The sequence below is a fragment of the Microbacterium sp. LWH7-1.2 genome (assembly GCF_038397755.1).
GTDB lineage: Bacteria > Actinomycetota > Actinomycetes > Actinomycetales > Microbacteriaceae > Microbacterium.
In genome coordinates, this window is the sequence record NZ_CP151637.1 from 2,707,990 (window position 1) to 2,720,566 (window position 12,577).

The following is a 12,577-nucleotide window of genomic DNA, read 5'->3' on the forward strand; positions in this document are numbered from 1 at the left end:
CGGCACGACAGCGGACGATGACGGATGCCGCGGCCCGCGGCATCCGTGATCTCACCGGCCGCGCGGCCGCCGTGACGGAACCGGCCGTGGCGGTTCTACAGCTTCGACAGGATGACCTGCGCGTAGGCGGTGTATCCGGCGTACGTCGGGTGCAGGAAGCCGGCCGGGTCGTTCACCGGGTCGAGTCCCCACCACGGGTCGCTCGGCGCCTCCGGGACGAGCTGCACGCCGTGCCCGGCGAACGCCTCGACCACGTCGGCGTAGACCACGTTCGCACCGTTCCCGTGGGCGAGTGCCACGGCTGCCTGGATGGCGCCGTTGAGCGTGTCCGTCGCGGTGTTCACGGCGAGGACGAGGGTGTTGAGGGCTTGGCACTCCTCGATGCTCAGGAACTCGAGACACAGTTCGAGATTCACCGGCTCGAGCAGGTGCGGGTACCCCGTGACGACGATGGTGGCGTTCGGCGCGCGCTGCGCCACGCCGGCGATCAGCATCGCGAGCGGCTCGATGAGGCCGGGTGCGCCCTCTATGACTCCCTGGACCGCCGCCAGGCAGGCGTTGAGGTCGCCGCCCTCCGGAACCGTCGCGCACTGCGCGTACACGGTATCGAGACCGAGGTCGTTCGCGCCCACGGTGAGCGTCACGAGTGTGGTGCCGCGGTTCACCTGCGACAGCTGGGCCCACGTGTCGTCGATCGTCGCCCCGGTGCAGGCGGCGTTGCGGAGCAGATTGATCCTCGGCACGTCGTCGAGCTGGGCGGCATAGCCTCCGTCGGTGCGCGCACAGAAGTCCAGGGGAACACCACCGCCCTGGCCCGCCGCGATGGAGTCGCCGAGAGCCACGTATTTCGCCACCGACGGCGGCGGCGCGGCGGTCGCGCTCGCCGCCCCGGCACCTGTCAGGCCGAGTCCGAGTGCCACTGCCGCCAACGCGGCGAGGATGCGTCGTTTCATGATTCCCCTTCGAATCCTTGACCGGATCGACTCCCCCGAATCGACCCGCGGCTGAATGGCCGTGCTCCTCGCCCGCACGGACGCCGCGGATGACGCCGACGATAGACCCGCCGCATCCTTCCCGCCAGAGGTTCGCGTGTGCGCGCAATGGCGGAATCGCACGGCGGCCACGTACGTTGAGAAGGACGACGGAAGGATTGACGTGACCGAGACGCAGACGCAGATCATCGTGACCCGCAACGATGAGGATCGCCGCTATGAGGTGCACGTCGACGACGTGCTCGCCGGCTTCACCGTTTTCCGCATCGACCCACAGGGGCGCCTGCGCTTTCCGCACACCGAGGTCGACCCGGCCTTCCGCGGTCGCGGCCTCGCGCAGATCGTCGTGTCGGAGGCGATGGCGGATGCTGCGCGCCGAGGCGAGACTGTCGTGCCGCACTGCCCCGTGGTGGCGAAGTACTTGCGCACGCACGATGTGCCCGGGCTCACCGTCGAGTGGCCCGATCAGCCGCACCCGGAGTGATCGGAGCCGCTGACGTGACCCGACTGGACGCCGACGACGCGGTCGCCACCGAGTCCGCGGTGGAGTGCGCCGGCCCGCGCACGCTGCTGCTCGAGGCCCGCGAGGTGCCGCTCGGCGGCGTCCGCGCGATGTCGGTGCACCGCGCGCTGCCGCAGCGCGAGCTGCCGCTCGTCGGCGCGTGGTGCTTCCTCGACCGGTTCGGACCGCAGGAGACGCGCATGCGCGTCGAGCCCCACCCGCACATCGGCCTTCAGACGGTCACGTGGCCATATCTCGGCGACGTGCGCCATCGCGACTCCGTCGGCAGCGACGTCGTCGTGCGTCGCGGCGCCCTCAACCTCATGACGAGCGGCGCGGGCATCTCGCACTCCGAGTACTCCGTGGGAGAGGATGCCGCGCCCCTCGACGCGCTGCAGCTCTGGGTCGCCCTTCCCGAGTCGCGCCGACACGGCGGACCCGCGTTCGAGCAGCACGCGGTGCTGCCTGAGCTGGCGCTGCGCCCGGTCGCGGGTGAGGCGGGGTCGGCCACGGTCGTGCTCGGCGAACTCGCCGGCGTCGCGTCCCCGGCCACCGTCTTCACGCCGATCGTCGGCGCCGAATTGCGGATTCCGGCCGGCTCGACGGTCACCGTGCCGCTCGACCCGGCGTGGGAGCACGCGCTCGTCGCCGTCTACGGCTCGGCCGCGGTCGTCGCGGACGCACCCGACGACGTCGTCGTCGACGCGGCGCACCTGCTCTACCTGGGAACGCGTCGAGACGACGTGGTGATCTCGAGCCCTTCCGGCGCGACCCTGTTCCTCCTCGGCGGCGAGCCGTTCGAGGACGACGTCGTCATGTGGTGGAACTTCGTCGGCCGCACCCACGAAGAGATCGTCGAGGCCCGCGAGGCCTGGGAATCCGGCTCCGACCGTTTCGGCCATGTCGTCGACCACGGCGACGAGCGCATCCCCGCCCCTCCGATGCCGGCCGTGCGCCTCACACGGCGCCGTCGCCGCCTGTAACGCCTTCCGCGCGCACGTCTGCGGTGGACGGATGCTGCGGCCCGCAGCATCCGTGTCGCGGAAAAGCCAGGGGCGCCCGGGGTAGAACCCCGGACGCCCCCTTGCTGAGGTGGGTTACGGCACGTCGACCGAGACCACCGTGCGGACCTGCGAGTCGCCGTAGCGGACGACACCCAGGTAGCTGCCCTGCTCGAGGCCCGACCACGACAGGTTGTACGTGGTGGGCTCGCCCTGCTGCGCGGCCAGCGTGCTCGGCGTGGCGGTGAGCGAGCCCACGCCGTCGGTTCCGACGAGCGCGCTCGTCGCCGTCCACGTGAACGGACCGGTGAACGCGTACACGTCGGCCGAGACGACGTACCACCCGACCGTGGGCTGGGTGATCTGAACGGCCTCGTCGGCCGACTCGGTCGCCGACGACCAGCGCTGGTAATAGCGCAGGTCGGTCGGGCTCACCACGCGGTAGACGGTGAGGTCGAGGTCGGTGCCCGAGGTGTCGACCGACGAGTTCAGCGCGAACTTCGCCACGTCGATGCCCTCCGGCACCTCGACCAGCACGTTGGTCGTGCCGCCGTTCGCCTCACCCGTCTTCTCGGTGCCGTCGATGAGCACGTCGGCCTTGGCGAGACCGAGCACCGTCAGCGGTAGCTGGCCGGTGAAGCCCGGCGTGACCGTGATGTCGAGGTCGCCCTCGGCGCCCGTCCCGGACGCCGTCGGAGGCGCGTCGGCGCTCACCGGGAAGACCGCGACGGGAGAGCGCACGGTGTTGCCGGCGCCCGTCCACGTGAGGAACCCGGTCGCCCACTCCTCGAGCGCGGCGCCCGCGGTCGTGAACGTCACGGTGAACTCCGCCGTGGCACCCGCGGCGACCTCGATGGTCGACGGCGAGACGACCGCATCGATGCCGGGGACGTTCACCGACGCGGTGTAGGTGCCGGCCGTCGTGGCCGTCACCGTGCGCGTGATCGTCTGCGTGCCCGCGAGCGCGCCGATGCCGATCGAGGCGAGGTTCAGGTCGCTCGGGTCGATCGGGTCGACGCCGTCGAAGTAGTCCTGCCCGAGAGCGCCCTCGAGGTATGCGGCCCAGTCGCGGATGCCGTTGTCGTACACGAGACCCGGGTTGAAGTACCGCTTCGGGTCGACGTGGCCCGCACCCTGCGCGAACGTGTCGGCCACCGGCGCGCCGTCGGCGTCGACCAGGTCGTACGCCGTGGTCATGAGCGCGGACTTGATCTTCGCGGGCGACGCCTGCGGGTCCTCACCGAGGTACAGAGCGCCGAGGCCCGCGACCTGCGGCGACGACATCGAGGTTCCCGACTTGAAGCCGAAGGTGGGCTTCTCCTTGGGACCGTTGTGGGTCGCGGCGAGGATCGCGACACCCGGCGCCGAGACATCCGGCTTGATGACGTCGCTGCCGTCGGCGAGGACCGGACCACGGCTCGAGAAGCCCGCGATCTGGGGCGTCGGCGTCACCTTGCCGGTGACGTTGTCGCCCACGAGGGTCGCGGTCGGGCTGTCGCCCTGCGCGCGCACGTACTCCAGCAGCGCCGCGCGATACTGCGCGTCGATGTGCACGGTCGGCACCGAGTGGAAGTCGTTGTCGAGCGACCCCGCGACGACGTTGACGAGGATCATCGCCGTGCCGCCCGCCGCCTTGACCTCCTGCGACTTCTCGACGCGCGCGTTCGTGCCGCGGTCGCAGACCACGGTCTTGCCCGCGGCCTTGGCCGGGTCGAGCGTGCCGAGCATGCACAGCGAGGCCTGAGTGGGGTCGGCGCCCGGCTTCGCGATGTCACCCGAGTACACGACCGGGCCCGTCAGCTCCTCGCCGAACGGAACCGTCACCGAGGCACCGACCGCCTGGAAGCCGTTCCGCAGCTTGACCGTGCCCTCGTAGGTCGGGATGGTGGACGCCGCGACCGTCGTGTACCACGGCGAGCCGTGGTCGGCGGTCGACGCGCCGGGTCCGTCGTTGCCGGCGCTCACCGCGACGAAGACGCCCGCCGCCGCCGCGCCCAGGAACGAGTAGTCGTCGGCGCTCAGGACGGTGGAGGCCGAGCCGCCGCCGATCGAGTAGTTGATGACGTCGACGCCGTTCGCGACGGCCGTGTCGATGGCCGCGATCAGGTCGCTGCCCGCGCAGATGTCGTCGGTCGTGACGAGGTCGTCGGGGCCGACGTAGCAGGCCTTGTAGGCCGCCACCTTGGCCGCCGGGGCGACGCCCGAGACCTTGCCGAACCCGATGCCCTCGACCGACGCGTCCACACCGAAGTTGCCGGCCGCGGTGCTCGCGGTGTGCGAGCCGTGGCCGTCGCCGTCGCGCGGCGAGAGGAAGTCGTAACTGAAGTCGAAGCCCGCCGCGGCGGCACCCTCGGAGAAGTACTGCGCTCCGATGAGCTTGGTGTTGTAGTGGCGCTTGTCCCAGCTCTGGGCGATCGTGATGGGGCTCTTGAACTGACCCCCGTCCGCCTTGTCGAAGACGACAGTGTCGCCGTTGACCGTGTACGGGACGCCTGCGACGCCCTTCTTCTTGAGCGCGTCGCCCGCGAAGGAGGGGTTCTCGGGGGCGATTCCCGTGTCGATAACGCCGACCACGATACCCTTGCCGGCCTCGCTCACGCCGCCGACCGCATCCCAGATGCCGCCGGTGCCCGTCGTGTTCGAGCCGAGGCCCAGAAACTCCGTCGAGGGGACGGCTGCCGTCGGGTGGTAGATCTCGTCGGGGAAGACGCCGAGCACACTCTTGTCGCCGTCCAGCTGGGCGACCTGCTTCGCCGTCAGCGTCGCGCTGAAGCCGTTGACCGTGACGCCGTACGACTGCGTGGGTGTGACGCCGGCCCCGGCCGCGACATCCGCCTGCTGCTTCTTGAGGTGCGCGAGGTACTTCTTCGAGTTCGCGGAGTCCGCGTCCAGCTGCTTGCCTTTGTCGGGCTTCGTCCGCTGAATGCCGTTCGTGCCGCCCTCGTAGGTGGCGAGGGGCGCGTCCTTGAGGAGGACGATGTACTGGCCGTCCTCGGCGTTGATGGGGGTCGGGGTGTTCACCTCCTCCGGGACGCTGCCGAAACTGGCGGTGGCGGTGCCCGTGAACAGTGCGGCGAGTGTGACGACCGCGGCTGCTCTGACGGAGGATCGACCCATGTATGGCCTCCATTGATTTGTGGGGGAGTCGCCGCACCAGATCGTCGGGGCGCAGCGAACTCAAACGTAACTGCCAGGTGAATCTCGGTTAATGAGGATTCAGTGAGAATCGCGTGACCCCATCCCAGTACGCTGGGCATGTGGCTGCCCGCACTCGGATTTCGACGAGCGTTCTGCTCACCTGCGCCGCCATCGGCGTCGCGACCGGCGTTCTGCAGGCCGGCGCAGGGGCGATCAGCGGTTTCGTCTCGGCCGGCGCGCCGATCCTCTACGGGCTCGTGCTCGGTGTCCACGTCCTGCCCGGGGTCGTCGCACAGGAACTGCTCCGACGCCCGTGGGTCGCGCTCATCACCCACATGGTCGCGGCGCTGGTCGCGAGTGCCGTCGTACCGCTCTGGATCGGCCGCTACATCGGCACCGCCCTCCTCATCGGCGGGCTGCAAGAGCTCATCGCCGCGACCGCGCGCTACAAGCGCTGGGAGGCGTGGCGCTTCTTCCTCTCGGCGGTGATCGTGGGCGCGGTGATCGCGGCCGCCATCTGGTTCGCGGCCGATGTGACGCGCTTCCCGCTCTGGGGCCAGATCGTCTACGTCGCGCTGTTCGTCATCGGGCCTGTCGCCTGGACGGCCGTCGGCCTCGCGATCGGCTCGGCACTGCGCCGCGCGGGGGTCGCCCGGCGCAGTCAGCGCTGATTCCGCGGTGCCGTTTCGCCGCCACCGGGTCGGCCGGTAGGTTAGGGAAGGCTAAGTTTCCCTCGACGATCGGATGCCCGTGTCCTCTGCCGTGCCGCTGCTGCGCGTGCGCGAGCTCGGCGTCACCCACGACGGCGAGACCACGCCGGCGCCGGCATCCGTGTCGTTCGACATCGCCCCGGGCGAGGTCGTGCTGCTGCTCGGGCCGAGCGGATCGGGCAAGTCGACGCTGACGCTCGCGCTCAACGGGCTGCTGCCGCAGGTCGTGCCGGCGACGGTGACGGGGGCGGTCGAGGTGGACGGGCTCGACACGCAGGCGACGCCGGTCGCCGAGCTCAGCACGCGCGTCGGCATGGTCTTCCAGGACCCCGACGCGCAGCTCGTGACCGGCACGCTCCTCGACGAGGTGGCGTTCGGACCCGAGAACCTGCGGATGCCGGTGCCCGAGGTGCTCGCCCGCGCCGAGGAGGCGCTGCGGCGAGTAGGCCTGTGGGAGCGCCGGCGTGAGAACCCCGATCGCCTGTCGGGCGGCGGACGCCAGCGGCTCGCGATCGCCTGCGCCCTCGCGATGGGCTCGCCCCTCCTCGTCCTCGACGAGCCGACCGCGAATCTCGACCCCGCCGGGATCGAGGAGGTCTACGCGGCGTTGGCCGAGCTCGTCGCCGCCGGCGACCGCGCCATCCTCCTCGTGGAGCACAACCTCGACGCCGCCGTCGGATTCGTCGACCGGGTCGTCGTGCTCGACCATGACGGGTTCCTCGCCGCCGACGGCACGGTGGACCATGTGCTGCGCGGGCGCGCCGAGGACCTGCACGCGATGGGCGTGTGGCTGCCGGTGTCGACGATCGCCGCCCTGCGGCTCCGCCGCGCCGGGTTCGCGCTCGACCCGCTGCCGCTGACGCCCGACGAGCTGCGCGCTGCGCTCGACGCGGAGCCTGCGCCCGCGGCCGCGCCCGCCGCGAGTGCACGCGCGCCCCTCGCCGCTGAATCCGGAATTCGGAGAATCGCGCCGTCTCCGGATGCTGCGTTCCCAGCTCTCCGGAGAGTCGGCGATTCTCCGAATTCCGGATCCGCAAAAGGTGGTGGCACCGAGTCACCGCTCATCACCGTCCGGAACCTCACCCTTCGCCGCGGGCGCACCGAAGTGCTCCACGGCATCGACCTCGACATCCCCCGCGGCTCCTTCGTCGCCATCGTCGGGGCGAACGGCGCGGGCAAGACGAGCCTCATCCAGGCTCTCGCGGGAGTCGTCTCCCCACCCAAGGACACCGTGCACGTCGGCGGGCTCGACGTCGGCCGCGCCGACGCCCGTACCCTCGGCTCCCGGATCGGGTTCGTCTTCCAGAACCCCGAGCACCAGTTCATCGCGCACACCGTCTTCGACGAGATCGCGCACGGCCTGCGCGGCCGCCATCTCTCCGACGAAGAGGTGCGAGGCCGCACCGAGGCTCTGCTCGAGCGGTTCGGTCTTGCGGCGAAGGCCGGCAGCCACCCGTTCCTGCTGTCGGGCGGGCAGAAGCGCCGCCTCTCAGTCGGCACAGCGCTCGTGGCCGGAGCTCCGGTGCTGGTGCTCGACGAGCCGACCTTCGGCCAGGACCGCGCCCGCGCCGACGAGCTGCTCTCCCTCCTCTCGGAGCTCAACGCCGAAGGCACCACGATCGTCGTCGTCACGCACGACATGCAGCTCGTCACCGACTACGCCGACCGCACGGTCGTGCTCGCCGACGGCCGCGTGCTCGCCGAGGGCCCGACCGCCGACGTCTTCGCCGACGACGCGCTCATCGCGCGCGCAGGCTTGCGCCCGCCGCCGCTCCGCCGCGCGCTCCAGGGGGTTCGCAACCACCCCGGGCTCGCCCGCGTCGCCCGCCTCGCCGACCTCCCCCGCCCTGATACGCCCACTCCTCATACCGTTCTCAGGACCGACGCCCCGAATCCGGTCGAAACCGGGCACATCCCTCCGCTCAGGTCCGTCCGTCCTGAGAACGGCACGGCCTCAGGCACAGATGCGGCACCCATTGCCACCCCGCACACCACGGGAGGTGCCGCGTGACCGACACCGGCCCTCTCACCGCGGCGACGGCCGCGCACTCGACGTTCGATCCGTACGCGCGGCGGGTCGAGGCATCCGCCGTCCGCTTCCTCTACGGGATGAACCCGCTCGCGAAGCTCGCCGCCCCGCTGCCCGCGATGGTGCTGCTCGTGTTCGTCCGGGATGCCGCGACCCCGGCGGCCTTCCTCGCGCTCGCGTACGTCGTGCTGCTGGTGGGGGCGTCGTTCACCCGACGTCTCGCGGCGATCCTGTTCCTGGCGCTGCCGCTGAGCGCGCTGGTGATCGGCTTCGGGTTCGCCCTCTGGACCGATGCGTCGCGCGTCGATCAGTCCGTCGTGGTGTGGCAGATCGGCGGCTGGACGATGTACGGCGCCGCCCTCGAGGTCGGCTTCGCGACGGGGCTGCGCCTCGCCGCGATCCTCGCCCTCACGCTCATCGCCGGCCTCTCGACCACCGGTCCCGACCTCGTGCGCGCGGCCGTGCAGCAGCTGCGCGTCCCCTACCGCATCGGGTACACGGCGCTCGCGGCGTTCCGCTTCGTTCCGCGTTTCGGGCACGAGCTCGACGTGATCCGGCAGGCACACCGGGTCCGTGGCGCTCACGGTGGCCGCGGACCGCTCGCCGCGATCGCCCGCTGGTTCGGGTACGTCGTCCCGCTCATGGCCGGCGCGATCCGCCACGCCGAGCGCGTCGCCCTCGCGATGGACGCCCGCGCGTTCGGCGCCCACCCCGACCGCACTGAGCGATACCTCGTGCCGTGGCGCGCGCGCGACACCGTGTTCGTCCTCGCGTTCTGGCTGGTGTCGGCCGCAATGTTCGCCGTCTTCTTCCCGTGGGGCCTCTGACCCCCTTCACCCTCCCGACAGGAGCACCGACATGGCTCACCCCCGACTCGTCAAGCCAGCGACACAGGGACTCGTGCACCTCACGGTGCTGCGCACCGAGCGCTTGTCGCCGCACTGGATGCGCGTGACGCTCGGCGGCGGTGAGATCGACCGGTTCCGGGCGATGGGCTACGACCAGTGGTTGCGCCTGTTCCTCCCGCTGGGCGGCGACGAGGGCCTCGAGCGCCTGCCCGCGAAGGCGAACAAGATGTTCGGGTACCTGAAGTACCTCCGCATCCCCGACGGCGTGCGGCCCGTCATGCGCAACTACACCGTCCGAGCGTTCCGTCCCGCGACGACCACCTCGGGCGCCGAGCTCGACGTGGACTTCGTGATCCACGGCTCCGCGGCCGACGGCACGGCCGGCCCGGCCTCGCGGTGGGCGGAGTCGTGCCAGGCGGGCGAGAGCGTCGTCGTGATCGACGAGGGGCTCACCTTCAACCCCGACCGCGGCACCGACCGGGTCGTGCTCGTCTCCGACGAGACGGGCCTCCCCGCGATCGCCGGCATCTGCGCCTCGCTGCCGTCGCACGCCACCGGACTCGCGATCGTCGAGGTGCCCTCGGCCGAAGACGCCCTCGACTTCCCGCACCCCACGGGCGTCGCCGTGCGCTGGATCGTCCGCGACTCCGACGTCAAGCCCGGAACCCTGGCGCTGCAGGCGCTCCGAGACGCCTCGATTCCGGATGCTGCGTTCCACGCGTACGTCGTCGGCGAGCAGGCCCTCGCGACCGAGGGTCGCCGCCACCTGGTCGGCGAGCGCGGCGTCTCCAAGGACCACGTGAGCTTCTGCGGCTACTGGCGCGTCGGAGCCGCGTCGCCGGCTCCGAAGTCCCAGCGCGCGACGGCGGAGGCCCACTCGTGAGCGGGCCCGCCGCGCCCGCCGCGCCCACCCCGCCACGGAGCACCCGTGGTCGCGTGACGACCGCGTACCTGCTGACGTGCGCCGCGATCGGCGTCGCCGGCGGCGTGATGCTGTGGGGCGCCGGCTGGATCTCGACCGTGCTGTTCGCCACCGTGCCGTTCGTCTCGGTCGCCATCGCCGGGCTGTGGCTGCTGCCCGCGACCGTCGCCCTGCGCCTGCTCGAGCGGCCGTTCGCCGGCATCCTGGTGGGCGTGATCTCGGGGCTCGTGGTGTTCCCGTTCCTCGGCGCGGCGATCTGGTGGGCGTTCTTCGCCGAGCTGGCGTTCCTCGTGACCCTGTACCGGTCGTGGCGCACATGGCAGTACTACGCCGGAGCCGTGTTCGTCGGAGCGATCTACCCCGTGCTCGCCGCCGAGTCCTTCAACCTCTGGGCGATGCAGCCGTGGGTGCTGGCGACGTTCTTCGCCCTCACGATCGCGAGCTGCGTCGCGGGTGTCGCGCTCGGCATCCTCGTGGCCGACCGCCTCCGCAAGGCGGGCGTCGCGAAGCTCGCGCGCCGCCGCGGCCTGGCAGCGCGCGGCCTCGGCCGCGGCGCCGGTCCCGCCGGCCAGCACTGACCCCGGGAGCTCCCCCGCCCACGCGCCCCGGTTTTGGCGACTCGCCAAGACGCACGGCGCTGACCGCGTTTCCTGGCGACTCGCCGAATCCGGGCGCACCGCCCACGCGCAGCGGTTCTGGCGACTCGCCAAGATTCCCGAGCCTCGCCGCGTTTCCTGGCGACTCGCCGAATCCGGGCGCACCGCCCACGCGCCCCGGTTCTGGCGACTCGCCAAGATTCCCGAGCCTCGCCGCGTTTCCTGGCGACTCGCCGAATCCGGACGCTCCGCCCCCGTGCAGCGGTTCTGGCGACTCGCCAAGATTCCCGAGCCTCGCCCCGTTTCCTGGCGACTCGCCGAATCCGGGCGCACCGCCCACGCGCTCCGGTTCTGGCGAATCGCCAAGATTCCCGAGCCTCGCCGCGTTTCCTGGCGACTCGCCGAATCCGGGCGCACCGCCCCCGTGCAGCGGTTTTGGCGACTCGCCAAGATTCCCGAGCCTCGCCCCGTTTCTTGGCGACTCGCCGAATCCGGGCGCACCGCCCACGTGCAACGGTGACGAATCGCTCGGCGACGAGAGACGGATGCCGCGGCCCGGCGCCTTCGAGGAGGCGCCGGGTCGCGGCATCCGTTATCGAGTACGGGTCAGCGCTTGCCGACGATCTGGCGAGACACGATGTCGCGCATGATCTCGTTTGTGCCGCCGTAGATGCGGTGCACGCGGGCGTCGAGGTAGGCGCGGGCGATCGGGTACTCGGTGATGTAGCCGTAGCCGCCGTGCAGCTGCACGCCGACGTCGATGAGCTCGGCTTCGCGGTCGGTCGTCCAGAACTTGACCTTCGCGGCCTCTTCGGCGGTGAGCTTCTCGTCCTTGTACAGCATCATCGCGCGGTCCACGTAGGCCCACATCACGTCGACAGTCGTGGCCATGTCGGCGAGCTTGAAGCGGGTGTTCTGGAAGTCGGCGATTCGCTCGCCGAACGCCTCGCGGCTGAGCACGTAGTCGCGCGTCCAGACGAACGCCGCCTCACCGGCCGCCGCCGCGGCGACGCCGATCGACAGGCGCTCGAGCGGCAGGTTCATCATGAGCTGGACGAAGCCGAGGCCCTCCTTGCCGCCGATGAGGTTCTCCTCCGGCACGAAGACGTCGGTGAACGACAGCTCGGCGGTGTCCCAGCCGTGGAAGCCCATCTTCTCGAGCTTCTTGCCGTGGTCGAAGCCCTGCATGCCGTCCTCGAGGATCAGCAGGCTGAACGCGTCGGGGCGGTTGCCCTCGCCGGTCTTCACGAACGTCACGACCATGTCGGCGGTCTTGCCCGAGGAAATGAAGGTCTTCGCGCCGTTGACGATGTACCCGCCTTCGACCCGCTTCGCGGTCGTCTTGATGCCGCGCAGGTCGCTGCCCGCGCCCGGCTCGGTCATCGCGAGCGCGCCGAGGATCTCGCCGGTCGCCATGCCGGGAAGCCACTTCTCCTTCTGCTCCTGCGTGCCCATGTGCACGATGTACGGCACGGCGAGGTCGTCCTGGATGCCGAGTGCACCGGCGAGCGAGCCGAGGCCCGCGCCGATGGTCTCCTCGAGCACGATCGAGCGGAAGCGGTAGTCCTGCAGCATGCCCGCGCCGCCGAACTCCTCGGGGACCGACAGGCCGATGACGCCGGCCTCGCCCGCGGCGAGCATGGTCGCGCGGTCGATCTCGCCGTCGGCGTCCCACTGCTTGCGCTTCTCGTCCGACGCGTAGCGCTTGACGAACTCCTTGACGACGTCGCGGAACGCCTCGTGGTCCTCGTCGTAGATCTCGCGCTCCATGATGCGCCTTCCTCTCGTCCTCGAGTCTGTGTGGAGACGCACCCCGATGAAATTGCATCTCACAACATA

At 70.9% G+C, this 12,577-nt stretch carries 10 protein-coding genes; 7 read left to right on the forward strand and 3 right to left on the reverse strand.

Annotated features, from left to right (window positions below):
- Window positions 1-95: 95 nt before the first annotated feature.
- Complete coding sequence (locus MRBLWH7_RS12505) at window positions 96-953, reverse strand: SGNH/GDSL hydrolase family protein (RefSeq protein ID WP_341994929.1); 858 nt, start codon at window positions 951-953, stop codon at window positions 96-98.
- Window positions 954-1,155: 202 nt separating this feature from the next.
- Here MRBLWH7_RS12505 and MRBLWH7_RS12510 point away from each other — a divergent pair, with 202 nt between their 5' ends.
- Both MRBLWH7_RS12510 and MRBLWH7_RS12515 read left to right on the forward strand, forming a co-directional pair.
- Window positions 1,156-1,476: a GNAT family N-acetyltransferase gene (locus MRBLWH7_RS12510; protein ID WP_341994931.1), complete on the forward strand. Its 321-nt coding sequence runs from the start codon at window positions 1,156-1,158 to the stop codon at window positions 1,474-1,476.
- 14 nt (window positions 1,477-1,490) lie between these two features.
- Complete coding sequence (locus MRBLWH7_RS12515) at window positions 1,491-2,477, forward strand: pirin family protein (RefSeq protein WP_341994933.1); 987 nt, start codon at window positions 1,491-1,493, stop codon at window positions 2,475-2,477.
- A gap of 114 nt (window positions 2,478-2,591) precedes the next feature.
- Here the strand turns inward: MRBLWH7_RS12515 and MRBLWH7_RS12520 are convergent, their stop codons facing one another.
- Window positions 2,592-5,612: a S8 family serine peptidase gene (locus MRBLWH7_RS12520; protein ID WP_341994935.1), complete on the reverse strand. Its 3,021-nt coding sequence runs from the start codon at window positions 5,610-5,612 to the stop codon at window positions 2,592-2,594.
- A gap of 140 nt (window positions 5,613-5,752) precedes the next feature.
- Here MRBLWH7_RS12520 and MRBLWH7_RS12525 point away from each other — a divergent pair, with 140 nt between their 5' ends.
- The 5 genes from MRBLWH7_RS12525 (at window position 5,753) to MRBLWH7_RS12545 (ending at window position 10,720) form a co-directional block, all read left to right on the forward strand.
- Entirely contained in the window at window positions 5,753-6,304 is a 552-nt protein-coding gene (locus tag MRBLWH7_RS12525) for an ECF transporter S component (protein ID WP_341994937.1), read from the forward strand.
- Between the two features lie 73 nt (window positions 6,305-6,377).
- Window positions 6,378-8,354, forward strand: coding sequence for an ATP-binding cassette domain-containing protein (locus MRBLWH7_RS12530; RefSeq protein ID WP_341994939.1), 1,977 nt, complete (start codon window positions 6,378-6,380; stop codon window positions 8,352-8,354).
- On the forward strand, window positions 8,351-9,199 hold the full coding sequence (locus MRBLWH7_RS12535) for an energy-coupling factor transporter transmembrane component T (protein ID WP_341994941.1): 849 nt from the start codon (window positions 8,351-8,353) through the stop codon (window positions 9,197-9,199). Before MRBLWH7_RS12530 ends, MRBLWH7_RS12535 begins: the two co-directional genes overlap by 4 nt.
- A gap of 31 nt (window positions 9,200-9,230) precedes the next feature.
- Complete coding sequence (locus MRBLWH7_RS12540; protein WP_341994943.1) at window positions 9,231-10,103, forward strand: siderophore-interacting protein; 873 nt, start codon at window positions 9,231-9,233, stop codon at window positions 10,101-10,103.
- Between the two features lie 53 nt (window positions 10,104-10,156).
- Window positions 10,157-10,720 carry an ECF transporter S component gene (locus MRBLWH7_RS12545; RefSeq protein ID WP_341994945.1) on the forward strand — a complete coding sequence of 188 codons (564 nt, stop codon included), beginning with the start codon at window positions 10,157-10,159 and terminating at the stop codon, window positions 10,718-10,720.
- Window positions 10,721-11,344: 624 nt separating this feature from the next.
- On the opposite strand, the gene MRBLWH7_RS12550 is transcribed toward MRBLWH7_RS12545, so the two are convergent.
- Window positions 11,345-12,508, reverse strand: a complete 1,164-nt coding sequence (locus MRBLWH7_RS12550) for an acyl-CoA dehydrogenase family protein (RefSeq protein ID WP_341994946.1) — start codon at window positions 12,506-12,508, stop codon at window positions 11,345-11,347.
- Window positions 12,509-12,577 lie beyond the last annotated feature (69 nt).